The 24,528-nt window shown below is 60.1% G+C and carries 21 protein-coding genes; 10 read left to right on the top strand and 11 right to left on the bottom strand.

The window, feature by feature from the left end; translation table 11 throughout:
• Positions 1-108 precede the first annotated feature (108 nt).
• A complete protein-coding gene (locus AC07VO_RS01120) occupies positions 109-2,244 on the bottom strand; it encodes a hypothetical protein (protein ID WP_225609186.1) in 2,136 nt (711 codons plus the stop codon).
• Between the two features lie 149 nt (positions 2,245-2,393).
• A complete protein-coding gene (locus tag AC07VO_RS01115) occupies positions 2,394-3,200 on the bottom strand; it encodes a hypothetical protein (RefSeq protein WP_225609185.1) in 807 nt (268 codons plus the stop codon).
• 240 nt (positions 3,201-3,440) lie between these two features.
• Here AC07VO_RS01115 and AC07VO_RS01110 point away from each other — a divergent pair, with 240 nt between their 5' ends.
• The 5 genes from AC07VO_RS01110 to AC07VO_RS01090 all read left to right on the top strand — a co-directional run bounded on the left by AC07VO_RS01110 (position 3,441) and on the right by AC07VO_RS01090 (position 8,778).
• Positions 3,441-4,469 (top strand): LacI family DNA-binding transcriptional regulator, encoded by a 1,029-nt coding sequence (locus AC07VO_RS01110; protein WP_192350455.1) that lies wholly within the window; start codon positions 3,441-3,443, stop codon positions 4,467-4,469.
• A gap of 152 nt (positions 4,470-4,621) precedes the next feature.
• A complete protein-coding gene (locus tag AC07VO_RS01105; protein WP_192350453.1) occupies positions 4,622-5,404 on the top strand; it encodes a sugar phosphate isomerase/epimerase family protein in 783 nt (260 codons plus the stop codon).
• Complete coding sequence (locus tag AC07VO_RS01100) at positions 5,397-6,437, top strand: sugar kinase (protein WP_192350451.1); 1,041 nt, start codon at positions 5,397-5,399, stop codon at positions 6,435-6,437. Before AC07VO_RS01105 ends, AC07VO_RS01100 begins: the two co-directional genes overlap by 8 nt.
• A 52-nt stretch (positions 6,438-6,489) precedes the next feature.
• The gene (locus tag AC07VO_RS01095; protein ID WP_192350449.1) at positions 6,490-7,788 is read left to right on the top strand and encodes an MFS transporter; all 1,299 of its coding nucleotides are present in this window, start codon (positions 6,490-6,492) and stop codon (positions 7,786-7,788) included.
• A 12-nt stretch (positions 7,789-7,800) separates the two neighbouring features.
• A complete protein-coding gene (locus tag AC07VO_RS01090) occupies positions 7,801-8,778 on the top strand; it encodes a 2-hydroxyacid dehydrogenase (protein ID WP_192350447.1) in 978 nt (325 codons plus the stop codon).
• A 50-nt stretch (positions 8,779-8,828) separates the two neighbouring features.
• On the opposite strand, the gene AC07VO_RS01085 is transcribed toward AC07VO_RS01090, so the two are convergent.
• The 4 genes from AC07VO_RS01085 to AC07VO_RS01070 all read right to left on the bottom strand — a co-directional run bounded on the left by AC07VO_RS01085 (position 8,829) and on the right by AC07VO_RS01070 (position 14,470).
• Positions 8,829-10,016: a pyridoxal phosphate-dependent aminotransferase gene (locus AC07VO_RS01085; RefSeq protein WP_018929091.1), complete on the bottom strand. Its 1,188-nt coding sequence runs from the start codon at positions 10,014-10,016 to the stop codon at positions 8,829-8,831.
• A 40-nt stretch (positions 10,017-10,056) separates the two neighbouring features.
• Entirely contained in the window at positions 10,057-11,682 is a 1,626-nt protein-coding gene (locus AC07VO_RS01080) for a methyl-accepting chemotaxis protein (protein ID WP_064617729.1), read from the bottom strand.
• A 359-nt stretch (positions 11,683-12,041) separates the two neighbouring features.
• Complete coding sequence (locus AC07VO_RS01075) at positions 12,042-13,184, bottom strand: glycerate kinase (protein ID WP_018929089.1); 1,143 nt, start codon at positions 13,182-13,184, stop codon at positions 12,042-12,044.
• A 155-nt stretch (positions 13,185-13,339) separates the two neighbouring features.
• Entirely contained in the window at positions 13,340-14,470 is a 1,131-nt protein-coding gene (locus AC07VO_RS01070) for a sugar diacid recognition domain-containing protein (RefSeq protein ID WP_064617724.1), read from the bottom strand.
• 169 nt (positions 14,471-14,639) lie between these two features.
• Here AC07VO_RS01070 and AC07VO_RS01065 point away from each other — a divergent pair, with 169 nt between their 5' ends.
• Positions 14,640-15,950: an MFS transporter gene (locus AC07VO_RS01065; protein ID WP_111453278.1), complete on the top strand. Its 1,311-nt coding sequence runs from the start codon at positions 14,640-14,642 to the stop codon at positions 15,948-15,950.
• Between the two features lie 223 nt (positions 15,951-16,173).
• Here AC07VO_RS01065 and AC07VO_RS01060 read toward each other — a convergent pair whose 3' ends face one another.
• The 3 genes from AC07VO_RS01060 to AC07VO_RS01050 all read right to left on the bottom strand — a co-directional run bounded on the left by AC07VO_RS01060 (position 16,174) and on the right by AC07VO_RS01050 (position 17,967).
• Entirely contained in the window at positions 16,174-16,533 is a 360-nt protein-coding gene (locus tag AC07VO_RS01060; protein WP_192350445.1) for a DUF6124 family protein, read from the bottom strand.
• A 346-nt stretch (positions 16,534-16,879) separates the two neighbouring features.
• On the bottom strand, positions 16,880-17,254 hold the full coding sequence (locus tag AC07VO_RS01055; protein ID WP_192350443.1) for a VOC family protein: 375 nt from the start codon (positions 17,252-17,254) through the stop codon (positions 16,880-16,882).
• Positions 17,251-17,967, bottom strand: coding sequence for an SDR family oxidoreductase (locus tag AC07VO_RS01050; RefSeq protein ID WP_192350441.1), 717 nt, complete (start codon positions 17,965-17,967; stop codon positions 17,251-17,253). The genes AC07VO_RS01055 and AC07VO_RS01050 overlap by 4 nt, the downstream gene beginning before the upstream one ends.
• A 100-nt stretch (positions 17,968-18,067) precedes the next feature.
• Here AC07VO_RS01050 and AC07VO_RS01045 point away from each other — a divergent pair, with 100 nt between their 5' ends.
• The 3 genes from AC07VO_RS01045 to rarD all read left to right on the top strand — a co-directional run bounded on the left by AC07VO_RS01045 (position 18,068) and on the right by rarD (position 21,143).
• On the top strand, positions 18,068-18,967 hold the full coding sequence (locus AC07VO_RS01045; RefSeq protein ID WP_018929083.1) for a LysR family transcriptional regulator: 900 nt from the start codon (positions 18,068-18,070) through the stop codon (positions 18,965-18,967).
• Between the two features lie 68 nt (positions 18,968-19,035).
• Positions 19,036-20,049 (top strand): aldo/keto reductase, encoded by a 1,014-nt coding sequence (locus AC07VO_RS01040; protein ID WP_192350439.1) that lies wholly within the window; start codon positions 19,036-19,038, stop codon positions 20,047-20,049.
• A gap of 206 nt (positions 20,050-20,255) precedes the next feature.
• Positions 20,256-21,143 carry an EamA family transporter RarD gene (gene rarD, locus AC07VO_RS01035; RefSeq protein WP_026286642.1) on the top strand — a complete coding sequence of 296 codons (888 nt, stop codon included), beginning with the start codon at positions 20,256-20,258 and terminating at the stop codon, positions 21,141-21,143.
• Between the two features lie 67 nt (positions 21,144-21,210).
• Here the strand turns inward: rarD and hppD are convergent, their stop codons facing one another.
• Both hppD and AC07VO_RS01025 read right to left on the bottom strand, forming a co-directional pair.
• Positions 21,211-22,287 carry a 4-hydroxyphenylpyruvate dioxygenase gene (gene hppD / locus AC07VO_RS01030; RefSeq protein ID WP_007935668.1) on the bottom strand — a complete coding sequence of 359 codons (1,077 nt, stop codon included), beginning with the start codon at positions 22,285-22,287 and terminating at the stop codon, positions 21,211-21,213.
• Between the two features lie 246 nt (positions 22,288-22,533).
• Positions 22,534-23,481, bottom strand: coding sequence for a DMT family transporter (locus AC07VO_RS01025; RefSeq protein WP_192350435.1), 948 nt, complete (start codon positions 23,479-23,481; stop codon positions 22,534-22,536).
• A gap of 78 nt (positions 23,482-23,559) precedes the next feature.
• Here AC07VO_RS01025 and AC07VO_RS01020 point away from each other — a divergent pair, with 78 nt between their 5' ends.
• Positions 23,560-24,432: a LysR family transcriptional regulator gene (locus tag AC07VO_RS01020; RefSeq protein WP_064617707.1), complete on the top strand. Its 873-nt coding sequence runs from the start codon at positions 23,560-23,562 to the stop codon at positions 24,430-24,432.
• The last annotated feature ends 96 nt before the right edge of the window (positions 24,433-24,528 follow it).

Here is a 24,528-nt window from a genome sequence, read left to right as displayed (position 1 = left end):
CTTGCTTCGTAAGCTCGTACGTATCTGACTTCACCTCTTCGGATGAGGACGACAATTGCTGTCGCCCTTATCCTCGGAAGTTTCATTCGAAGCGCTGCTGATCCGTTATCAAGGACGGTTCTGCTCGCAATACACCAGGCTCGAGTTCAAGAGCGCCACGGGGAAGGTGCCCTCGGAAGTGATTCCGTTGACCGTATACGCGATGCGCGCAAAACGGGTGGCAGGTCGCTGACCCGGACCGGGGCTTGGCAGCTGGATCGTCCTGATGGCGGTGTAGTCCGTCAGGTTGAATTCCAGCACTCCGGTCGCTGGCATAGGCCTCGAATCCGTGATCTGAGTGCCGGGAATTGCAGCCCCACCCGCCGTGTTGGTGACCCGGCCCTCAAATTCCAGGTTCACTATTGCGCCTGTAGGGATATTGGGATCGCGCAGGATCCTGATCCGCAGGCTGCGCGCCGCGTAAGGCGGCATCGGCCCGTTCGCTACAGTCGGGTGATCCATGCATGGACAATTGATGGAAGTCGCGACACGCTCCGGCACCAGGGTCCCGGTGGCTGTTCTGAAGGCTGAAACAATGATCTGTGGCGCAGGCAGATTGATCACGATGGCTGTCACGTTGACCGGGGTCACGGGCGTCTGCGTCATCACGTTCGCGCTGCCAGGGTATCCGATGGTGATGTAGGCTTCTCGCGCCGTTGCACCACTGCCGTTGCCTTCGGCCAGGATCGTGGCCCAAGGCAATGTCGTGGTGACCGTCGGCTGGTCACCCCGCACGCCCACCGGGCTCCCCACTTGCTTGCCCTGGTAGTAGAACGTCACGATTTCACGGTCTGTCACCGGCCGGTTTGGATCCCTCCACAAAGGCCAGGTCATGGTGGCGTCGAGGCCTGCCTGTGCCGTGCCAAGCGTGTTGGGGGCGGGTACCGGAGTGCCTGCGCCCTGAACCGCCACCGGCTGAATGTTGGGGTTTAGCGGGTCTGGCAGGTTCGGTTGCTCAGGCCCGGCGTACGATCGATCGAGAATACCGAATTGCTCCGGCTGCGAAACCGGATCAGATGAAATCGTAGGACGAATCAATCTGTACCTGTATGTGAACTGCTCCTCATCCTGGCGATTGGGGTCCGCATACACAGCGGCCCAAAACGCATCGTCCAGGTCGAAAAACAGTGTCTGTGGACCCGGTGTACCGACAGGCGGAATTTGTTGTTCAGGGATTGTCGGTGAAGGAACACCATTCGAATCAAAGACTTCTGGAACGATCCGATCACCGGGAAGCCCGTTCAACGGGAAATCGACTTCCATTACAGCTTTGGTGGGAAACGCTGACGTCCCAAGCGTAATAGGCGTTTGACCATTAGGACCGGTGACCGGGATCCTTGGCACGCCCAGTACCGGGGCGGGGGCACTTACCCGACTGAACAGCAACGTGATGGCCGAGTTGTTGCTGATATTTCCTGGCGCATCCTTGAGGTTATAGGAATAAAAGTACGAACCATCCCTCAACGCCTGCAGATCGGCCAGAGGAATGTTGATGACCCCGCCAACCGGCAGCGGAAAATCGACGACAGAGGCTCCGTTGACGTCGCCCTGCATCCCTGTAAATGTTGTTTGCGTAGAAACATAGATACTGACGCGATCGGTTAACGCTTCGAATTTTGTATAGCCGGTAGGAATGGGCAAATCGAGACCGCCGGCGTTGGCGGGATCCGCCAGCCAGGCGTCGTCAATCCTGGTAGGCAAGCCAGTCTGGCTGATCAACGCAGGCCGGGGGCCGGTGCCGTTGCCCGTACCGGGTTGGCGCTGGTAAGGCCCGGTCAGATCGACTTTGAACTCAAGAGGTGGATCAGATATATCGTCGTTGGTGTGGGCGTCATAAATAATGAATGTCGCGCCGTATTCCGCGTATTCGCCGTTCATATCAAACCTGTCGACCAGTCGGTCGAGTGCAGCTCCAGTCACGTCAAAATCGATCGGAAACGTCCAGTCAGCCGCTGGCTGATTGGCTTTCAACAACTCCAAAACCACCCATGTCGGGTCGGATGGTACGGGCTTGATCCCTTTCGGGTGCAGGTGAAGTTGGATTCTGTGAGCGCCTTCAGGCGTTTTGTCATCGACATCGGCCAATCGAAATGTGACCCGTCTGTCGACTTTCAGTTGTTGATAGGGAATTCGGCCATCAGGCAACACACCGACAATAGTCGGAGGCAAGGCAAGGACATCGCCAGATTTAACCTGCATATTCATGTTCGTATGCTCCATGGATGAATTAATCGTTGAACCATCAACGTTGTGTCCCAATGAAAAATCTCGCGACTCCTGGCTGCATGTTCCTGGGATTGACGTTTTTCTTGCGTTTGTGTGTTCTACAACGGTTGAACTTGAGACTCCTTGGGTTATGGGCCGCAAGGTGGATTCCCCGATACGCCCCGGTCGATCTTTACCAGGCCCGGGGCCGATCGACCCAGAGCGACACCCTTTCGATAAAGCGTGTACTGAGCGAGTGCCGATGCGTTGATGACCATAGGCTTGATATGTTTTTCGTATTTGTCGCTTTCGAGCCTGAAGTCGAAGCCCTGCGCTGAATCGGCTTCCTGCTGCGTCAATGTTTTGCGCATGCTCAGCGCCGTGCCTGGAATGGCGTTACCGCTGCCGTTGAGGCTGCTGAAGCCTACCCATCCCAGTTCACACACATCGCCTGCAAGGAACCGCCCCGGTTGTGCCGGAACACGCACAGTGACCACCACCCAGATCGCTGGAGACGTCCTGCAATTCAGGTAACCCCACAAGGTTGCGTTGGGAAAGACCGGTTCCTTCAGGTTGACCGGGACCGGGCGTTTGAGGATGAACACCTGCGCCAGCGAGTCATCCTCGTTCTCGGTATCTCCAGACGTCACCTTGTAGGTCAGAGTGATGTCACCTATCAGTTGCAGGAACTGCGAGGGCAAGTGGATAGAGGTCGGAAACTCCACCTTGACGGGAAAAAGGTTGTGGTAAAAACGAGTGTCGGACGTTGCCCCAGGCTCTCGAATCCAGATCTGCAGCAAATCACTCTTGCCCGGTTTGAGCGAAGGTGCGGGCCAAGGGGGGATTCGCAGTGTCACACCATTGAGGTGCGCGTCCGGCGGAAGCACCTTATCGGCACCGACACCGTCAATGCTTAATGGCGCGGCGAATATTCCAATGGGTGTTGATGTGCTCATCCGCCGTTCTCCTGAGGCCTTGAAAACCCTTTGCTTCGGGAGAAATTAAACGCAGTAATCGCAATCTCGCCTACTGTCAGATCTGACAGGTTTAACTACCGCTGGTCGGAATACTCCGGCCCTGTCGTCGGGTTCAGACCTTTTCAAACTTGACGAGCCGATGGGTTATGCGGTTATCTGAAACCGGTTTCAGACCTTGCGGTCGCCCCTGAATAATTCCAATAAGAAGGCTGTCTATCCGTGAACGACTTCTCCGCCGCCCAGCGCAGCCGCGTCACCATGCTCGACGTCGCCGAACACGCCGGCGTCTCCAAGGCCAGCGTCTCGCGCTTCATCGGCGACGACCGCGCCCTGCTCTCCGATGCCACGGCCCTGCGCATCGAGCAGGCGATTGCCGAATTGGGCTACCGCCCTAACCAGATGGCCCGCGGCCTGAAACGTGGGCGCACGCGTCTGATCGGCATGTTGGTGGCCGATATCCGAAACCCTTATTCGATTGCCGTGATGCATGGTGTGGAAACCGCCTGCCGTCGGCACGGCTACAGCCTGGTGGTGTGCAACACCGATCGCGATGACGAGCAGGAACGTCAGCACCTGGCGCTGCTGCGCTCGTACAACATCGAAGGCTTGATCGTTAATACCCTCGGCCACCACGTGGATGAGTTGCGCGAATTGCAGCGGGAAATGCCCATGGTGCTGGTGGATCGCAAGGTCGAGCAGTTCGATAGCGATCTGGTGGGGCTGGACAATCCCGCCGCCGTCGAGATCGCCGCGGCCCATCTTGAACAACGCGGTTATCGCGATGTGCTGATGGTGACGGAGCCGTTTGACGGCACCAGTTCGCGGATCGAGCGGGTCAGCAGCTTCAAGGCGCAGATCGAGCAGCGTCCGGCGCTCTCGGGCGCGGTGGTTGAAACTGGCGGTGATCTGGCCGATCGCTTGAAATCCTTTCTTGATACCCCTGGTCCCAGGCCGAAAGCGCTGTTCTGCGCCAACGGTATTGCGGCGTTGGCCAGTACCCATGCGTTGCGTGAATTGCAGTGCAACCTGTTTGAGGATGTCGGGTTGATCGCCCTGGATGATCTGGATTGGTATCCGCTGGTGGGCAGCGGGATTACCGCCCTCGCCCAGCCGACCGAGGACATTGGCGCGAGTGCGTTTGAGTGTTTGCTCAAGCGTTTGCGTGGGGATGACGGGCCGGTGCGGACTTTGGATTTTCCGGCACGGTTGATTGTGCGGGGGTCGACCACGGGGGGTGTTCCAATTTGAAGGCCTCTTCGCGGGCAAGCCTGGCTCCTACGGATTTACACCCACGCCCCTGTAGGAGCGAGGCTTGCCCGCGAAGACGCCCGAAAGAACAACACATCACTCACTGATATTTTTTTTGAACAAAAATGAAACCGGTTTCAGAGGTGATAACAATGAACAAACCACCCGTTTCCATCAGCCTGTCCAGCTACGGCGCCGAGCTTGTGCGCCAACGTGGCCAGGGTAGTTTTGTCGAAGTGCTGGCCGCTGCCGGTGCCACGCACATCGAATGGCGCGAAGAGCTGCTGACCCTCGAAGACCCCGCGCAATTGGCCGACGCCACGCAATCCCGGGGCCTGGAAAGCGTGTATTCCTCGCCGCTGGAGTTGTGGCTGGCCGGGCAATCGGCACCCAACCCTGAATTGCTCTCGACCCTGCAACGCGCCGAGGCATTCGGCTCACAATGGCTGAAAGTCTCCCTGGGTTATTTCACCGACAACAATGACCTGCAAACACTGGCGCATGTGTTGCAGCAGAGCCCAGTGCAATTGCTGGTGGAAAACGACCAGACCTTGCACGGCGGCCGCATCGAGCCGTTCCAGCGTTTCTTCGCCGACGTCGAGCAGCATCAGTTGCCGATCAAAATGACCTTCGATATCGGCAACTGGCAATGGCAGGACCAGTCCGCTGCCAGCGCCGCGCGGTTGCTCGGTCGACATGTCGGCTACGTGCACTGCAAAGCAGTGGCGCGTCGGGTCGACGGCAAACTGGTAGCGATACCACCGGCGGCCAGTGACTTGCACCTGTGGCAACAATTGCTGCGGCACATGCCCCAGAACGTGATGCGCGCAGCGGAATATCCGCTGCAAGGCGATGACCTGGTGCAGTTGACCACCGAACACGTTGCTACCCTCGCCTGCCTCAGCCAATCCCGCCTGGAGCCTGCGCATGTCTGAGATCGAGATTCTGTCGTTCGGCGAAACCATGGCGATGTTCGTTGCCGAGCAGAACGGTGAACTGGCCGACGTCGGCCACTTCCACAAGCGCATTGCCGGGGCCGACAGCAACGTCGCCATTGGCCTGTCGCGATTGGGCTTTAACGTCGCCTGGCTGAGCCGGGTGGGCGCCGATTCTCTCGGCCGTTTCGTCATCGATACGCTGAAGAAAGAAGGCCTGGATTGCAGCCACGTCGACATCGACCCGGCCCACCCCACCGGGTTTCAACTCAAATCCCGCGCCGATGACGGCAGCGATCCGGTGGTCGAATATTTCCGTCGCGGTTCGGCGGCCAGTCACTTGTCGGTGCAGTCGATTTCCCCGTCGCTGCTCAACGCCCGGCACTTGCATGCCACCGGCATTCCTCCGGCGCTATCCGCGTCGGCCCGGGCAATGTCCTTCGAACTGATGACCCGCATGCGCGATGCCGGGCGCAGCGTGTCGTTCGACCCCAACCTGCGCCCGAGCCTGTGGGCCAGCGAACAGCAGATGATCAGCGAGATCAACCGCCTCGCCGCCCTCGCCCATTGGGTGCTGCCGGGGTTGAGCGAAGGACGGTTGCTGACCGGTTTCGAAGACCCTGCCGACATCGCGGCGTTTTACCTCGACCAGGGCGCCGAAGCCGTGGCGATCAAGCTTGGCCCGCACGGTGCGTATTACCGCACGCATCAGGATGAAGGTTTCGTTGCAGGCGTACCCGTGGCAACAGTGGTCGATACGGTCGGTGCCGGTGACGGGTTTGCCGTCGGCCTGATCAGCGCCCTGCTGGAAAACCACAGCGTTGCCCATGCCGTACAACGTGCCAACTGGATCGGCAGCCGCGCGGTGCAGAGCCGTGGGGATATGGAAGGCTTGCCCACCCGAGCCGAGATGGATGCTGAATTTGAGGACGCCGTTCGCGGGCAAGCCTCGCTCCTACAGGGTTCGGGGTGTACGCCCGTAGGAGCGAGGCTTGCCCGCGAAGGGGCCCTCACCATTAACGTAAAAATTTGAATCAGACTCCGTTACCTGCTGCGACAAAAACAACAAGCTCAGGAGCATCACTATGAAAACCGCAACACTGGCCACCCGCCGCTGGTGGTACATCATGCCCATCGTGTTCATCACCTACAGCCTGGCGTATCTGGACCGCGCCAACTACGGGTTCGCCGCCGCCTCCGGGATGGCCAAGGACCTGATGATCACCCCGGGGTTGTCTTCCCTGCTCGGCGCACTGTTCTTCCTCGGCTATTTCTTCTTCCAGATCCCGGGCGCGATCTACGCCCAGAAGCACAGCGTGAAGAAACTGATTTTCGTCAGCCTGATTCTCTGGGGTGCCCTGGCGACCTTGACCGGGATCGTCTCCAACGCCTACTGGCTGATCGTCATTCGTTTCATGCTCGGCGTGGTCGAAGCCGCGGTGATGCCGGCGATGCTGGTGTACCTGTGCCACTGGTTCACCCGTGCCGAACGCTCGCGCGCCAACACCTTCCTGATCCTCGGCAACCCGGTGACCATGCTCTGGATGTCGGTGGTCTCGGGCTACCTGATCCAGCATTTCAACTGGCGCTGGATGTTCATCATCGAAGGCTTGCCGGCGGTGTTGTGGGCGTTTATCTGGTGGCGTCTGGCCGATGACCGGCCGGCCCAGGCCAAGTGGCTCAACGACCAGGAAAAGCAGGACCTGGAAAGTGCCCTGGCCGCCGAACAGGTCGGCATCAAGGCAGTGAAAAACTATGCCGAAGCCTTTCGCTCGCCAAAAGTCATCATCCTCGCCTTGCAGTTCTTCTGCTGGAGCATTGGCGTCTACGGTTTCGTGCTGTGGCTGCCATCGATCCTCAAGGCCGGCGCGCAAATGGACATGATCGAAGCCGGCTGGCTGTCGGCGTTACCCTACCTGGCGGCAGTGATCGGCATGCTGCTGGTGTCCTGGGGCTCGGACAAACTGCAGAAGCGCAAACGCTTCGTCTGGCCTCCGCTGCTGATCGCCTCGATTGCGTTCTACGGCTCCTACGCGCTGGGCGCGGAGCATTTCTGGTGGTCCTACACCCTGCTGGTGATTGCCGGTGCCTGCATGTACGCCCCGTACGGACCGTTCTTCGCCATCGTTCCGGAAATCCTCCCGGCCAACGTGGCCGGTGGTGCCATGGCGTTGATCAACAGCATGGGTGCGCTCGGTTCGTTTGGCGGCTCTTATCTGGTCGGTTACCTGAACAGCTCCACCGGATCGCCCGGTGCGTCTTATCTGCTGATGAGCGGCGCGTTGCTGGTGTCGGTGGTGCTGACGATTTTCCTCAAGCCCGGCGCCAGTGACCGGGTCGTGGCCAAAACCGCCGCGCCCCGGCCGGTGCCGGCTCATTCCTGAATGGATGTCGATATGAAAAAGCAGGTTGTGCTGTACAAGAAACTCTCGCCGCTGCTGATGGCTCGCTTGCATGAGCAGACTGAGGTGACGCTGATCGACAGCCTCGACGCCGAAGGCCTGGCCAAGCTGCGCCAGGCCCTGCCCCGCGCCCAAGGGTTGCTTGGCGCCAGTCTGAAACTCGATGCCGGGTTGCTCGACCTGGCACCGAACCTGGAAGCGATTGCCAGTGTGTCCGTCGGCGTCGACAACTACGACATCGACTACCTGACCGAACGGCGGATCCTGCTCAGCAACACCCCCGACGTGTTGACCGAGACCACCGCCGACACCGGCTTCGCGCTGATCCTGGCCACCGCCCGACGCGTGGTGGAACTGGCGAACATGGTTCGTGCCGGCCAGTGGAACCGCAACATCGGCCCAGCGCATTTCGGCAGCGATGTGCATGGCAAGACGCTGGGCATCATCGGCATGGGGCGGATTGGCGAAGCGTTGGCGCAGCGTGGGCATTTCGGTTTCGGCATGCCGGTTGTGTATCACAGCCATTCGCCGAAACCGGCGGTGGAGCAGCGCTTCAATGCGCAATACCGCAGCCTGACCGAGTTGTTGCAGCAGGCCGACTTCATTTGCCTGACCTTGCCGCTGACCACCGAAACCGAAAAGCTGATCGGCGCCCGGGAGTTTGCCTTGATGCGCCCGCAAAGCATCTTCATCAACATTTCCCGGGGCAAAGTGGTGGATGAAGCGGCGTTGATCGAAGCGTTGCAGCAGAACCGGATTCGCGCTGCCGGGCTGGATGTGTTCGAGCGCGAACCGCTGCGCCATGACTCGCCGCTGTTGCAGTTGAACAACGTGGTGGCGACGCCGCATATCGGCTCGGCGACCCATGAGACGCGGGAGGCGATGGCGACTTGTGCAGTCGAAAACTTGTTGGCGGCGTTGGCGGGTGAGCGGCCGGTGAATCTGGTGAATACCGGAGCGTGGAAGGGTTAAGGGATTGATCGTTCCCATGCTCGCGTGGGAACGATCATGAAATGGCTCGATCAGGCCCGTCGCATCTGCAGCAAATCCGCCGCACAGGACGCAATCCGCCGACACGCTTCCGCCAGCTTCACCTGGTCCACCACCAGCCCGATGCGTATGTGCCCCGCCGCACTCGGCCCGAAGGCTTCGCCGGCCAGCACCGACACGCCATAACCTTCCAGCAGCCGCTCGGCAAAATCCTGGGCGCCGAGCCCGGTCTGGCGCACATCGAGCATCACAAACATCCCGCCATCAGGCTTGATCGGCCGGATACCGGGGCAACCGCTCAACCTCGCGCACACCAGATCGCGTCGCTGGCGATACTCCTCACGCATCAGCGCCACTTCCGGCAAATCCTTATCGAGTGCCGCTTGCGCGGCTTTCTGAACGAAATCCGGAATGCCGAACAGCATGCACAACGACAGATGCATCACATGATCGGCCAGTGGTTTCGGGCCGATCATCCAGCCTACCCGCCAGCCAGTCATGGCATGGGATTTGGACAAACTGTTGAGGGTCGCGGTGCGCTCGGCCATACCCGGCAGGCTGGCCGGGCTGATGTGCTCGCCCTCATACAACAAGTCGCTATAGACCTCATCGCTGATCAGCCAGAGGTCATGTTGCACACACAGCGCCGCCAGTTCCTGCCAGCTTTTCAAGGAAAGGCTGGCACCGGAGGGATTGTTCGGACTGTTGAGCAGAATGACCCGGGTTTTAGCGGTGATCAGCGCCGCGACATCCGCCGGCTCGACCCGAAAGCCGTTCTCCGGACGCACCGCCACCGGCACCACGCTCGCCCCGCAGGCGCCGAACACGCCTTCATAAGTGACGTACATGGGTTCGGCGATGATCACTTCGTCACCCGGGTCGAGCAGGCACTGGGCAACCGAATACACCGCGCATTGAGCGCCGGGCAGCACGATCACATGGTCGGCGTCCACCTCTTGGCCGCAGCGCTGCTGGTGACGGCTGGCGATGCTGCTGCGCAATGTACGGGTGCCGCGCACATCCGAGTAATGGGTGTCGCCGGCCAGCAGGCTGTCGATGGCCGCGTGGACGACCGGCAGCGGCGTATCGAAGTCCGGGTCGCCGACCGACAACAGCAACACGTCGACGCCCTGCTCGCGCAATTCCAGCGCTCGATCGTGAATCTTCCAGGCTGCCGCTCCATCACCGTCGATTCGTTGGGTCAAGGCTGAATAGCGCATGTACTTCTCCTAACGCGCGAGTTCCAGTTTCAACCCTATCTCAAATCACGAAACGCGCCACCATTGCATTCAAATCTACCGCCAGTCGTGACAGTTCATGGGTGGCGGCGCTGGTCTGGTTGGCACCGGCGGCCGACTGGGTGGCCAGGTCGCGGATGTTCACTAGGTTGCGGTCGACTTCACGGGACACCTGGGCCTGTTCTTCCGAGGCGCTGGCGATCACCAGGTTGCGTTCATTGATCAGCTGAATCGATGAAGTGATCTGTTCCAGGGCGACACCTGCCGCACGGGCCATTTCCAGGGTGCTTTGGGTGCGCTGATTGCTTTGCTGCATCGACGACACCGCTTCACCGGTGCCGTTCTGAATACCGGCCACCATTTTCTCGATTTCCTGGGTCGATTGCGCAGTGCGATGGGCCAGCGCCCGGACCTCGTCCGCAACCACCGCAAAGCCACGCCCGGCTTCCCCGGCACGGGCCGCTTCGATGGCGGCGTTGAGGGCCAGCAGGTTGGTCTGTTCGGCGATGGCGCGGATCACGTCCAGCACTTTGCCAATGTCTCGGCCCTGAGTGGCCAGCCCCTCGATCATCAATGCAGTGTTTTGCACGTCGTGGGTCATGGTCTGGATCGCGTCGACGGTTTCCACCACCCGGTCACGACCTTCACGGGCGGCCTGGGTCGACTGGTTCGAGGCTTCGGACGTCGATACCGCGTTGCGTGCCACTTCTTCCACGGCGGCGGTCATTTCGTTGACGGCGGTGGCGGCCTGTTCAATTTCGTTGTTCTGTTGTTGCAGGCCACGGGACGCTTCTTGGGTCACGGTGCTGAGTTCTTCGGCGGCGGCGCCCAGTTGCGTCGCGGAGCCGGCGATCTGTTCGATGGTCTTGCGCAGGTTCGTCTGCATGGTGGCCAAGGCGCCGAGTAAACGCGCCGGTTCGTCGTTGCCATCGACTTCGATGACCTTGCTCAGGTTGCCGCTGGCAATGGTTTCGGCCGCAAGCACCGCACGGTTCAGCGGCGTGACGATACTGCGGGTCAACAGCCAGGCCAGCAGCACGGTCATCAGGGCAGCGACCGCCGAGACCACGATGATGCCATTGGTGGCAAAGGCAAACTGCTCTTTGGCCTGGGCGTCGGCCGCAGTCGCGCCAGCCTTGTTGATGGCAATCAACTTGTTCAACTGCTCGCCCATCTGATCGGTTCCATCCTTGATCCGGGTGTTGATCAGGTTGAGCATTTCATCCAGTTTGTTCTGCCGCGAAAGCTCCATCATCTCGCGCACCGCTTGCAGGTATTTGTCCAGCGTGGCCGAGAATGTCTTGAATAACGCCGCTTCCTCATCGCCGGCCGGCAATGCCCCATAAGCAGCCTGTGCCTGCTTGACCTTGTCCACCAGTACCCCGATCCGGGTTTCTGCTTCTTGCAGGCTCGCGGGCTCACGGTTCACCAGAACCCGGAACGAGAGAATTCGCAGACGCAGCACGTTTTCGGTCATGACACCCAGGAAGCCGACGCTGGGTAGCTGATTGCTTTCCATATCCACAGAGGCCTGTCGGATGATCGACATGCGATTCGCCGCAAACACACCCAGCACGATGACCAGCAAGGCGATGAAAGCGAAACCGAGGAAAGCTCGAGGCGCGATTTTCAGATTACGCAGTGACATAGGATGATCTCGGTAATTGAGGCGGCGAGCATCCTTGCCATGATCACTGGCGGGCGGGCGATGGCGCGCACCTTTCAGTTTGGCGCCACTGTTGTAATAGGTTTGTGTACGCCTATTGGCTGTATCGGCCGGGGTTTAGGATTTTTGCAGGGGTCTGGAGAAATATTTTTCAAGGGCGGCAGAGTGTTTCAGCGGTGAAACAGATGTTGCGCGGAGGTCGGCTTTGCGCAGTAGCCTTTGTGGCGAGGGAGCTTGCTCCCGCTGGGCTGCGTAGCGGCCCCAAAAAATTTACGGCTGCTGCGCAACCGAGCGGGAGCAAGCTCCCTCGCCACAGAGATTTCTTTTTACTGAAGACAGTGTCAGGCCTTGCGGGCGGCCACCCGCCAAACCCGCGCGATATCACTGGCGCGCTCACGCAACAATCGCGGCGCCTCGGCGCAGGCCTGTTCCAGGCTCATCGGCCCGCTCGCCAATGCAAAAGCCGCATCGATGCCATGCTCGTACAGAGCCTGATACCCCTCGCCCAAGGTGCCGGCGATGACGATGACCGGCACACCGTGCTGCCGCGCAATGCGTGCCACGCCAAACGGGGTTTTGCCGCGCAATGTCTGGGCATCGAAACGGCCTTCGCCGGTGATCACCAGGTCGGCGCCGTTGACCGCTTCGGCCAGCCCCACCAGTTCGGCGACCACTTCCACACCGGCCTGGAATTGCGCGCCAAGAAACGCCTTCGCGGCAAACCCCAGACCGCCCGCCGCGCCGCTGCCTGGTTCATCGCGCACGTCTTTGTCCAGGGCTTGCGCGCAGAGCTCGGCAAAGTGCCCGAGAGCAAGGTCCAGTTGCTGGACTTGCTCGGGCGACGCACCTTTCTGCGGGCCGAAAATCGCTGACGCACCGTGAGGGCCGCACAGCGGATTATTGACGTCGGCGGCGATGTCGAAACGCACGCCGGCCAGACGCGGATCAATGTCGCTCAAATCGAGACGGGCCAGTTGCGCCAGCGCCAGACCGCCCGGCGCCAGGGTTTGGCCCTGTGCGTCCAGCAGTTTCACCCCCAGAGCCTGCATCGCCCCGGCGCCGCCGTCATTCGTGGCACTGCCACCAATCGCCAGAATCACTCGTTGCGCCCCGGCATCGAGCGCAGCGCGGATCAATTCGCCGGTGCCGAAGGTGCTGCTGGTACAGGCATCGCGCAGGTCAAGCGGCACCAGTTGCAGGCCACTGGCCTCGGCCATTTCGATGATCGCGGTATGACTCTGCGGCAACCAGCCCCAGGCGGCATCGACCGTGGCGCCCAACGGCCCGCGAACACGGGTGCGGCGCAGTTCCCCATCGCACGCGGCCAGAATCGACTCGACCGTGCCTTCGCCACCATCAGCCATTGGGCACTTGAGCAATTGCGCGTCTGGCCAAACCTGCGCCAACCCCAGCGCTATGGCCTCGGCCACACCCTGGGCACTCAGGCTGTCCTTGAACGAATCGGGGGCAATGACGATTTTCATGCGAATTCTCCAGTTCCAATGCGTCCATGCTGCCAGCAGGCCTGAACAATAACGCCGGTCCGCTGCACAAGCGGCCATGTGGATTATTGTTCATTTCCACAAAACCCTTGTCCGCACTGTTCGTCGTAGCAGCAGCCTCGCAGGCTCGGCAGCTGCTACGGTGCGGTGGTCGGCAGCTCGGTTTGTGGCAGGAGCTGGACGCCAAGGTACAGTGCGAGCATTCCGTCGAGCTTCAGCGGGTCGACGCCGCTGAGTTCGGCGATCCGCTCCATGCGATAACGCAAACTGTTGCGGTGGATGCCCAGGGCATCGGCGCAGGCCTGGCTCTGGCCGTCGTGTTCGCACCAACTGCGCAGGGTGGCCAGCAATTGCCCGTTACCGTCCTTGGCGATGACTTTACGCAGCGGCCGCAGCAGTTCATCCAGCGCATCGTCGTCGCGGTGCCGCCAGAGCATCACCGGCAGCCGATAACGGTTCAGGATCAACAAGCGCGAATGCGGCAACACATCGCGCCCGTAGGCCAGCAAATCGCCGACCCGTCGATAGCAGCGACGCAACCCCGACAAGCCGTCGGCCTGCCCGCCCACGGCAATGCGCAAAATGTTCCAGCCCAGGCCATCGAGCTTTTCCAGCAATCGTTCGTTCTCGACCGCAGGCGTCGCCGGGCGGCACCAGAGCAACGAAGATTTGGCCGAGCTCACGCACCAACTGTCCGGGTAGCGCGACATCAGCCAGGCGCTGAGCGCTTCGACGGTCTGGCTCGGGCCGTGTTCGATGCCCAACTCGAACAGATACGGCACTCGTGTCAGCTGCGGCTTGAGCCCCAGTTGCTGCGCTTCGTCCAGCAACCGTGGCGAATCCCCTGCTTCGCTCAACAGCAATGCCAGCAGATCGTCGCACCGTTGGCGCCGCCATTGCTGCTCGGCCTGCTGATTGCGCTGGGCCACCAGCATCTCGGCGGTCATGCGCACCAGTTCGGCGTAGGTGCGCAATTGCTCCGGTTCGCCAGTAATGCCCAGCACACCGATCAAGCGCTGATCGAGCAACAGCGGCAGATTAATGCCCGGCTGCACGCCTTTGAGATGAATCGCCGTTTGCGCGTCGATCTCCACCACGCGCCCGTTGGCCAGCACCAGTTGCGCGCCTTCGTGACGGGTGTTGATGCGCTCCGGCTCGCCGCTGCCAAGAATCAGCCCCTGACTGTCCATGACATTGACGTTGTACGGCAGGATGGCCATCGCCCGGTCGACGATGTCCTGGGCCAGGTCGTGATCGAGTTCAAACATAGCGGGGATCCTTGAAAGCGTGATGGGGCGGCTTGTTCAGCCGCACAGGCCAGGGTCGCAAACCCTGTGCTCAGGCACAAAGACAACCACCCAAGGGGTGGCCGAGACTCACAGGGCGATCAACGTTACCCTTGCGTCGCAAAAAATCATAATAAAGAGAGAGCCCGCCATGTCACAGAGCGCCACCGCTACCCTGGCCAACGCTGACGACAAGAACGCCGTCTACAAACGCATTACCTTGCGTTTGATCCCCTTCATCTTCATCTGCTACCTGTTCAACTACCTCGACCGGGTGAACGTCGGGTTTGCCAAACTGCAGATGCTCGACGCGCTGAAATTCAGCGAAACCGTGTACGGCCTCGGTGCCGGAATCTTCTTTATCGGCTACGTGTTGTGCGGCGTACCGAGCAACCTGGCCCTGACCAAATTCGGCCCGCGACGCTGGATCGCGTTGATGATGATGACGTGGGGAGCGCTCTCGACTTGCCTGCTGTTCGTCACCACACCTACCGAGTTCTACACCCTGCGCCTGTTCACCGGCGCCGCCGAAGCCGGGTTCTTCCCGGGCGTGGTGCTTTACCTTTCGCAGTGGTTCCCGACGTTCCGCCGTGGCCGCATCATGGCGCTGTTCATGTCGGCGATCCCGGTGTCGGGCCTGCTGGGCAGCCCGTTTTCCGGCTGGATCCTCAACCACTTCGGCGCAGGCCAGGCCGGTTTGGCCGGCTGGCAGTGGATGTTCCTGCTGCAAGGCATCCCGACCGTGATCCTCGGCGCCCTCGCCTACTTCCTGCTCAGCGACAGTTACGCCAACGCCAAGTGGCTGACCCCGTACGAGCGTTCGGTGCTTGAAGCCGACCACGCCGAAGACCTGGCCAGCAAACCGAAAACCACCACCGACTCCTTGCGGGCAGTGTTCAAGAACCCGGCGATCTGGGCGTTCGGATTGATCTACTTCTGCATCCAGAGCGGTGTTTACGCGATTAACTTCTGGCTGCCGTCGATCATCAAGAACCTGGGTTTCAGCGACAACCTGGTGATTGGCTGGTTGAGCGCGATTCCGTACCTGCTGGCGGCGGTGTTCATGTTGATGGTGGGCCGCTCGGCGGACCTGCGCAAAGAACGTCGCTGGCACCTGGTGGTGCCGATGCTGATGGGTGCGGTGGGGCTGTTGATTGCGGTGAACTTCGCGACCACGCCAGCTCTTGCGATTCTCGGCCTGACCCTCGCCACCATGGGCGCCCTCACCGGCTTGCCGATGTTCTGGCCGGTGCCGACGGCGATGCTCAGCGCCGGTGCGGCGGCCGGTGGCTTGGCGTTGATCAACTCCATGGGGCAGATGGCGGGTTTCCTTAGCCCGTATCTGGTGGGTTGGGTCAAGGACAGCACCGGGTCCACCGATGCGGCGTTGTACCTGCTGGCGGGTGTGATTGTGTGTGGGAGTTTGCTGGCGTTGCGCATGACCCGGACGTTGCGGGTTTAAGGTTCAGCAAAAAAACGGCCCGTTCGGGCCGTTCTTCATTTCATGGATACACCACTGCTTTCGTGGCGAGGGGGCTTGCCCCCGTTCGGCTGCGCAGCAGTCGTCAATCCGGTGTATGCGATTTCTCTGATACACCGCGGTTACAGGTTTTGGGGTCGCTTCGCAACCCAACGGGGGCAAGCCCCCTCACCACAACAAGCCCCCCCTCGCCACAATGGATCAATCAGTTCTGAGGATCGAGGTTATCCAGCACTCGGTTGACAGCCAGTTCCCCAAGCATGACCACCGATTGAATCCCCAGCATCATGTTGCGATGGGGCATGTCCATCAATCCGGCGAATTCAGTGAGCATCATGCTCGCTGACGCCAGGGATTCGCAGGCGTTGACCAGCAGGGTTTCGTTATCGACCTTTTCACCGACATGGTAAATGGTGCTGGGTTTGCGCTTGGTGGCTTTGGGGGTGGGTGGTTTGAGGTAATGGTCGAGGGCGCGCTCGGCGGCTTCGTTGAGTTTTTTGGAATCGGGGGTTTCGTAGGGGGAAACGTCGTCCACTTCTGGTGGATTTGGCGTTGGTTTGAACATAGATGAAACTCCTAACAGGACAGAAGGAGCCATCACCCTCGCTACCAAACGATGGGTGGCGGCCATGCTCAGGTTGGTAGACCGGGCGTTAGGAAACCGGCGCGTCCGAAGACGCCCTGCGCATGGCCACCATAAAACAGAGACGAGAAACTCTGCAAAAAGGTGGAGCTGTGCACCTAACAACAATCCCGGGCTACCAAACCCGATCGCTGTTTTTCAGCGACAGAGAAACGATATAGCCCAGGCCAAAGATGCACTAGCCGGCGGATTCTGGCGCAGTCGTAGGCAGCGGCGCAAGAATATGTAGCCTCAGTGAGTATCTGGAAATGTCTTTTAAACATCGTCCTTAAACGCCCACCAGACTCCCCGCCTTGGCATCCAGCTCAATCACCAAACCACCCGGCATCTGCACGAAAATCTGCCAGATCCCGTCCTCCGGCACCTGCGCCACCTGATACGGCAAACCACTGGCCTGCACCCGTCGCAACACCGTCGCGGCCTCCTCATCGGTGCGAAAGGCAATGTGGCTCAACGCCGTCTCATCGAACGTCGGCTGCTCGATCACATGCACCAGCGCCTGCGCATCCTGATACAACCAGCGTCCGGGGAACGGGAATGGCGGGCGGCGTCCTGGCGCCAATCCCAACAACGAACCGAAGGCCTCCTGCAACGGTTGCCCGTCGGGGGTGTTGAAGGCCAGATGATCAAAGTGCCAACTCATAGCAACCCTCCTCCGTCGACGTCGATGACGGTGCCGCTGATAAAGTCGTTTTCCATCGCCAGAATAAACGCTGCCGCCAGATCTTGTGGGGTGCCGACCCGGCCCACCGGCAATGCGGCGGCGGTACGGGCAAACATCGCGGCGCGTTGCGTTTCGTCCATTCCGGCGTAAGCCTCGGTGTCGGTGACACCGGGACTTATGACGTTGACCCGGCGCGGTGCCAGTTCCTTGGCCAGTTGCTTGCCCAAGGCTTCCAGCGCCGCATTCAAGGTGGTTTTGATGAACTGCCCGGCGACGAACTTGCGTGACAACAGACCCGAGGTCAGCGTGATGCTGCCACGTGCGCTCAGGTATGGCAGCGCGACCTGGATCGCCCGCAGCGCGCCCCAGAATTTGACATCGAAGGCCTGTTGGGCGTGCTGCAAATCGCTGTCAGCCAACGGTTTGGCACTCACACTCGGACCGGCAGTGATCACCAGATGATCGAAAGGGCCGATACGCTCGAACAGCTGTCGCAACGACGCTTCATCAGTGACGTCCGCCGCTTCGTGTCGAGTCTTTGCATCATGGTCGACCGCTGGCTGGCGGCGACTCACCGCCACCGCACGGGCTCCACGCTCGGCTGCGGCCTGGACGATGGCTGCGCCTATTCCGCTGCGGCCACCGATCACCACGACGGTCCGATCGTGCAAGGAAGCGTTGAGTTGTGTCATGAGCTGATCTCCGGTCGAGTTAAGGAGATTCAATCTTCTCCGGTTGCCAATCGAAGAAAAATCCCGGTAAATCAGAAGGATCTTTAAAGGATTTTTACCAATGAGCTCGATTCTCGACCTGGAGATCTTCGTCCGCACCGCCGACTCCGGCAGCATTTCCGCCGCCGCCCGCGCCCTGGAGCTGACTCCGGCGGCGGCCAGCATCGCCCTCAAACGCCTGGAAACCCGTCTCGGCATCCGCTTGCTGGCCCGTTCCACGCGAAGCATGCGCCTGACCGAAGAAGGCCGGCGCTACCTGGATAGCGTGCGCCTGGCACTGGCCGCGCTGGCCGAAGGTGAGCAGGCGTTGAAGCAACAGACCCAAGGCTTGAGTGGTGTACTGCAATTGGCGGCGCCATCGGACTTCGGGCGCAATGTGCTGTTACCGTGGCTAGATGATTTCAAGCGCCAACACCCCAACATTCAATTGCAACTATTGCTCAACGATCGACATGCCGACCTGTTCCGCGAGACGGTCGATGTGGCCCTGCGCTTCGGTGTGCCGAGTGACTCGACGCTGGTGGCGCTACCGATTCTGCCGCAGCATCGGCGCGTGGCCTGTGCCAGCCCCGAGTACCTGACCCGCCGTGGCACGCCGCAGCATCCCGAGGAACTGGGCGAACACAGCGCCCTTCTCTACCTGCGCAATGGCCGACCCTACAACCATTGGCGTTTCAGCCGTGGCGATGAGGTGCTGGAGGTTGATGTGCATGGCGACTATCTGAGCGATGACGGCGAAGTTGCCCGCCGCTGGGCCCTGGCCGGGCATGGCATCGCCTACAAGGCCTGGCTCGACGTCGCCGCCGATGTGCAGGCCGGGCGGCTGGTGACGCTGTTCGATGACTGGCAAGGCGAAAGCGTGCCATTCAATTTGCTCTGCCCGCATCGGGTGCAGGTGTCGGAGCGGGTCAAGGTGTTGCAAACGTTCTTGCAGGAGCGTTGTGAGGCACTGCGTCGATAATTCAGATTGCTCCGCGCAGCGGTTCTGGTATTTGATTAGGGCTTTCTGACCGGTAAAAGGATTTCGTCATGAGCTATCGCACGCTGGGTCATTCGGGTTTACAGGTGTCGACCCTCACATTGGGCACCATGATGTTCGGCGAACAGACCAGCACCGAAGATTCCCTGCGGATCATCGGCAAGGCCTGGGACCAGGGCATCAACTTCATCGACACCGCGGACGTGTACACCAACGGCCGCTCCGAAGAGATCGTCGGCGAAGCGATCGCCAGCCACCGCCACGAATGGGTGCTCGCCACCAAGGTCGGCTTCGGTCCGGTGGACGGTGTGCCGAACCGCAGCGGTTTGAGCCGCAAGCACCTGTTCAATGGCATCGACGCCAGCCTGACGCGGTTGGGCACCGATTATCTGGACATCTATTACCTGCACCGCGAAGACCACAACACGCCGCTGGAAGTCACGGTGTCGGCCATCGGCGATCTGATTCGTCAAGGCAAGATCCGCTACTGGGGGCTGTCGAACTACCGTGGCTGGCGTATCGCCGAAGTGATTCGTTTGGCCGACAAACTCGGCGTCGACAGGCCGGTGATCAGCCAGCCGCTGTACAACATCGTCAACCGTCAGGCGGAAACCGAGCAGATCACCGCCGCGCAAAACTATGGCCTCGGCGTGGTGCCTTACAGTCCGCTGGCGCGCGGTGTGCTCAGCGGCAAGTACGCGCCGGATGTGACACCGGACGCCAACAGCCGCGCCGGTCGCCAGGACAAACGCATCCTGGAAACCGAATGGCGGGTTGAGTCTTTGCGCATTGCCCAGCAGATCCAGCAATACACCCGGGACCGTGGCGTGGGCATCGTCGAGTTCGCCATCGCCTGGGTGCTGAATAACAGCGCCGTCACCTCGGCCATCGTCGGCCCGCGCACCGAAGAACAGTGGGATGGGTACATCAAGGCGCAAGCGGTGAAAATCACGGCGGAAGATGAAGCCTTTATCGATTCGCTGGTGACACCGGGGCATGCGTCGACACCGGGGTTCAATGATGTGAGCCATTTTGTGCCGGGACGCAAACCGCGTTCGGCTTGAGATTTATCGCGGGCAAGCCCGCTCTCACAGGTTCTGTGTCGATCTGCTGACTATGCTTCGACGAAGTTACTTGTGGGAGCGGGCTTGCCCGCGATAGCGATTCAACATCCCTCGCGATGTTGAAAATATCGATCACCCGGCCAATATTCAGCACAAAAACCACGTATCCTGCGCGCCCCGTTTAACCTTCAACCCGCGAGGACAGTTTGTCTAAAGGTATCGCTCTATCGGTCACAGCCTCGATGCTGTTTGCCGTCATGTATTACTACACCTCACTGCTCTCCCCCTTGAGTGGCGTGGAGATTTTCGGTTGGCGGATGTTGCTGACCGCACCATGCATGACCGTGTTCATGGTGGTGTCCGGCGAATGGAAACGCGTGGTCGAGATTCTTCGGCGGCTGGCCGCCAAGCCGAAGTTGCTCATCGCCCTGATCGGCTCGGCAGTGCTGCTGGGCCTGCAACTCTGGTTGTTTATGTGGGCGCCGCTCAACGGTTATAGCCTCGACGTGTCGCTGGGGTATTTCCTGTTGCCGCTGTCCATGGTCCTGACCGGGCGAATCGTCTATGGCGAGCGCCTTTCCTACCTGCAGAAAATAGCCGTGTTCTTCGCCAGCCTCGGCGTGCTCAACGAGTTGTATCAGGTCGGCGGTTTTTCCTGGGCGACGTTGCTGGTGGTGATCGGCTATCCGATCTATTTCATCCTGCGCAAACGCCTGGCCACGGACAACCTTGGCGGGCTCTGGCTGGACATGGCATTGATGCTGCCGGTGGCGTTCTGGTTCGTGCAGGGAGGTGAACAAGGGTTTGGCGTGTTCGATCAACATCCGTGGCTGTCGCTGTTGATTCCGCTGCTCGGGGTGATCAGCGCTTCGGCGCTGGTGGTCTACATCATTGCCAGCCGGCTGCTGCCGTTCAGCCTGTTCGGGTTGTTGAGTTACGTCGAGCCCGTGCTGTTGCTGGGCGTTGCGTTGCTGTTGGGGGAAAGCATCAAGGCCGGCGAATGGCTGACTTATATTCCGATCTGGCTGGCGGTGGCGGCGTTGGTGTTTGAAGGGTTCAAGCATCTGGTCCGGCAACGACGCCGGCCAATGTAATTGCATGATTCAAAAAAAAGCCCGGCCAGCATTGCTGCTGACCGGGCTTTTTCACATCAGGAACGGCTTAATCAGTGGAAAGCACACCGCGACGAACCTGATCGCGCTCGATGGATTCGAACAGAGCCTTGAAGTTGCCTTCGCCGAAACCATCGTCGCCTTTACGCTGGATGAACTCGAAGAACACCGGCCCCATCAGGGTTTCCGAGAAAATCTGCAGCAGCAGGCGCTTGTCGCCAGGCTCGGACGAACCGTCCAGCAAGATGCCCCGTGCTTGCAGTTGATCGACCGGCTCGCCGTGGTTCGGCAAACGGCCTTCGAGCATTTCGTAGTAGGTGTCCGGCGGCGGCGTCATGAAGCGCATGCCGATTTTTTTCAGGCGGTCCCAAGTATCGATCAGGTTATCGGTGAGGAACGCCACGTGCTGGATGCCCTCGCCGTTGAACTGCATCAGGAACTCTTCGATCTGCCCGGCGCCTTTGGACGACTCTTCGTTCAGCGGGATGCGGATCATGCCGTCCGGCGCGGTCATCGCCTTGGATGTCAGGCCGGTGTACTCGCCTTTGATGTCGAAGTAACGGATTTCGCGGAAGTTGAACAGCTTCTCGTAGAAGTTGGCCCAGTAGGCCATGCGACCGCGATACACGTTGTGGGTCAGGTGGTCGATGATTTTCAGACCGGCGCCGACCGGGTTGCGGTCCACACCTTCGATGAATACGAAGTCGATGTCGTAGATCGAGCTGCCTTCACCGAAACGGTCGATCAGGTACAGCGGCGCGCCGCCGATGCCTTTGATCGCCGGCAGGTGCAATTCCATCGGACCGGTTTCGATGTGGATCGGCTGGGCGCCGAGTTCCAGGGCACGCTTGTAGGCCTTTTGCGAATCCTTGACCCGGAACGCCATGCCGCACACCGACGGGCCGTGCTCGGCCGCGAAGTACGAGGCCACGCTGTGGGGTTCGTTGTTGAGGATCAGGTTGATCGAGCCCTGGCGATATAGGTGCACGTCTTTGGAGCGGTGGGTCGCGACCTTGGTGAAGCCCATGATCTCGAAGATCGGCTCCAGGGTGTTCGGGGTCGGCGATGCGAATTCGATGAACTCAAAGCCCATCAGGCCCATTGGGTTTTCGTATAAATCTGCCATTTTGGCGCCTCATCATGCTTTTAGAATTAACGGATCGTTAGTTGCTAGCAATGCTGAGACCGGCGGGTGGCGCGCAGGAGATGCCCCTCACGCTGCGGGCGAGGAAGTCACCGTAGATCAATTGGAACCCAAATATCTTCATTGTCGACCCAAGGCTCTTGCGGGCGAGGCTTCTGCTGCCAGAAGACGATTATTCTTATATGCGTAACCGGATTCTACACAGCGTAAATCAGTTTGTCCGCCTTCTTATACAATCCCCTTTTTCGTGGCCTGCGCAAGCGGTTTGTTGCACAGGAAAATCCCCGCCAGGATCAGCCCGCCGCCCAGGCACATCGCCAGTGTCAGCTGCTCGCCCAGCAACAACGCGCCGAGAAGAACAGCAGTCAAAGGGTTCAAGGCGATGAACACGCCCGAGCGCGTCGCACCGATTTTGCGGATGCCGTCGTAATAACCAATGTAGGCCAATGCCGAACCCAGCACGCCCAGGTACATCAGGCTCAACCATTGTTGCGCGCCGAGCCCGGTGAGCGCCGCGACACTCAACTCGCCCCGCACGGCGCTGGTCACCCAGAGCATCAGCGTGCCGAGCCAAATCGAGTACGTCACCGTCTGCACCGGCCCCAGTATTTGATTCAGGCCTTTGGAGAACAGCGAATAAATGCCCCAGCCGAGCACGCAGCCGAAGATCAACAGATCGCCGATCCAGGCATCGGCATTGCCGTCCAGTAACTGCGGATTGCGGCTGACGATCACCAGGCTGGCGCCAGCAATGCAGATCGCAATACCAGCCACTTTCGCCCGACTCAGCCGCTCCTTGAACAACAGCCAAGAAGCCAGGCCGATCACCGCCGGGTTCAACGCCACGATCAAAGACGCCCGGGACGCGTTGATGTAATGCAGCCCGTAAAAAAAGCACAGGTTGTAGAAGAAAATCCCGAAGAATCCCAACAGCGCCAATTGCAACCATTGCCTGGGGCTGGGTCGCACCAAGGGCACCCGCGCCAGCAGCAGGAACACCAGCAACGCCACGCTCGCCAGCAGGAACCGCAGACTCGCAGCGAATAACGGACTGAGGCTGTCGGCCAGAAACCGCCCGGCGACGAACGTCCCGCCCCAGATCATGGTGACCGCCGCCAGTTTCAGATAAACCGGCACATCCGAAGAGTTCGCAAGGGTCTGTTCACACGTAGTCATAAGTCTCCACCACCAGAAATCGGGCATGTGGCGTATCATTCGACTAATGATCGATCATCGTAAAATGAGTAAAAGCTCATGACCCTCACTCAACTCGAGATTTTCTCGCTGGTGGCCGAACTGCGCGGCTTCACGGCGGCCGCCCATCGTTTGGAGATTTCCCAGTCTGCGGTCTCCCACGCACTCAAGTCGCTGGAACAGGAATTGGGCGTCGAACTGCTGCGTCGGCATCAGTCCCAGGTCGAGCTCAGTGATATCGGCCAGCAGCTATTACTGCGCGCTCGGGCAATGCTCGGGCTGGCCAACACTTTGCGCCAGGAGGCGGCCGATTCACGCGGGATGAAAACCGGCACTCTGCGTATCGGCTCGTTCGGCCCGACCTCATCGATCAAGCTGTTGCCCAGGATCTTGCAGCACTACCGCGCCTCGCATCCGGGCATCGAGGTTCATATCGATGAAGGGCCGGATCGCCAGGTGATCCAGTGGCTGGAAGAACGGCGTATCGACATCGGCTTCGTGGTGTTGCCCCAAGAGCGTTTCGACACCGTGGCCTTGATCGAGGACCAGATGGTCGCGCTGCTGCCTGCCGACCATGTACTGGCCGGTCGCGGCAGCTTGCGCCTGAACGACTTGTGCCACGACCCTTTTGTGCTGACCGAAGCCGGGTCTTCGGAGCTGGTGTCGCGCCTGTTCAATACGGCGCGATTGACGCCGAACATTCGTTATCGCTGCTCGCAGTTGCTCAGCACATTGGACGTCGTAGGCCGTGGCGATGCCTTGACTGTCGTCGCCGAAAGCTCACTGCCTGACGACCACGACAACCGCTACGTGAAAAAACCGCTGTCGCCCCCCATCAGCCGCCAAGTCGGTCTGGCGGTGCTCGATCAGCGTCAGTCATCCCCCGCGACGCTGGCCTTTATTAAACTGGCCTCAAGATTGATTAAAGGTTGAGCGGCATAAGGGCCGATAGCCAACTATCATGGCTGAACTCTTTTGGGAGGCATGTCGACCTGCCAACCTTTGAGAGCCCTCTTTTATCGCGATGGA

Source organism: Pseudomonas sp. GW821-FHT03E01 (assembly GCF_059420765.1).
The sequence above is the reverse complement of the archived record's forward strand: the minus strand, read 5'-3'. Positions and strand labels throughout refer to the sequence as shown.

What these genes read in the sequence shown, in the direction of transcription:
- AC07VO_RS01120 (WP_225609186.1), bottom strand. Translation starts at nt 2,244, where the DNA reads ATGAATATGCAGGTTAAATCTGGCGATGTCCTTGCCTTGCCTCCGACT.
- AC07VO_RS01115 (WP_225609185.1), bottom strand. Translation starts at nt 3,200, where the DNA reads ATGAGCACATCAACACCCATTGGAATATTCGCCGCGCCATTAAGCATT.
- AC07VO_RS01105 (WP_192350453.1), top strand. Translation starts at nt 4,622, where the DNA reads ATGAACAAACCACCCGTTTCCATCAGCCTGTCCAGCTACGGCGCCGAG.
- AC07VO_RS01100 (WP_192350451.1), top strand. Translation starts at nt 5,397, where the DNA reads ATGTCTGAGATCGAGATTCTGTCGTTCGGCGAAACCATGGCGATGTTC.
- AC07VO_RS01095 (WP_192350449.1), top strand. Translation starts at nt 6,490, where the DNA reads ATGAAAACCGCAACACTGGCCACCCGCCGCTGGTGGTACATCATGCCC.
- AC07VO_RS01090 (WP_192350447.1), top strand. Translation starts at nt 7,801, where the DNA reads ATGAAAAAGCAGGTTGTGCTGTACAAGAAACTCTCGCCGCTGCTGATG.
- AC07VO_RS01085 (WP_018929091.1), bottom strand. Translation starts at nt 10,016, where the DNA reads ATGCGCTATTCAGCCTTGACCCAACGAATCGACGGTGATGGAGCGGCA.
- AC07VO_RS01080 (WP_064617729.1), bottom strand. Translation starts at nt 11,682, where the DNA reads ATGTCACTGCGTAATCTGAAAATCGCGCCTCGAGCTTTCCTCGGTTTC.
- AC07VO_RS01075 (WP_018929089.1), bottom strand. Translation starts at nt 13,184, where the DNA reads ATGAAAATCGTCATTGCCCCCGATTCGTTCAAGGACAGCCTGAGTGCC.
- AC07VO_RS01070 (WP_064617724.1), bottom strand. Translation starts at nt 14,470, where the DNA reads ATGTTTGAACTCGATCACGACCTGGCCCAGGACATCGTCGACCGGGCG.
- AC07VO_RS01065 (WP_111453278.1), top strand. Translation starts at nt 14,640, where the DNA reads ATGTCACAGAGCGCCACCGCTACCCTGGCCAACGCTGACGACAAGAAC.
- AC07VO_RS01060 (WP_192350445.1), bottom strand. Translation starts at nt 16,533, where the DNA reads ATGTTCAAACCAACGCCAAATCCACCAGAAGTGGACGACGTTTCCCCC.
- AC07VO_RS01055 (WP_192350443.1), bottom strand. Translation starts at nt 17,254, where the DNA reads ATGAGTTGGCACTTTGATCATCTGGCCTTCAACACCCCCGACGGGCAA.
- AC07VO_RS01050 (WP_192350441.1), bottom strand. Translation starts at nt 17,967, where the DNA reads ATGACACAACTCAACGCTTCCTTGCACGATCGGACCGTCGTGGTGATC.
- AC07VO_RS01045 (WP_018929083.1), top strand. Translation starts at nt 18,068, where the DNA reads ATGAGCTCGATTCTCGACCTGGAGATCTTCGTCCGCACCGCCGACTCC.
- AC07VO_RS01040 (WP_192350439.1), top strand. Translation starts at nt 19,036, where the DNA reads ATGAGCTATCGCACGCTGGGTCATTCGGGTTTACAGGTGTCGACCCTC.
- hppD (WP_007935668.1), bottom strand. Translation starts at nt 22,287, where the DNA reads ATGGCAGATTTATACGAAAACCCAATGGGCCTGATGGGCTTTGAGTTC.
- AC07VO_RS01025 (WP_192350435.1), bottom strand. Translation starts at nt 23,481, where the DNA reads ATGACTACGTGTGAACAGACCCTTGCGAACTCTTCGGATGTGCCGGTT.
- AC07VO_RS01020 (WP_064617707.1), top strand. Translation starts at nt 23,560, where the DNA reads ATGACCCTCACTCAACTCGAGATTTTCTCGCTGGTGGCCGAACTGCGC.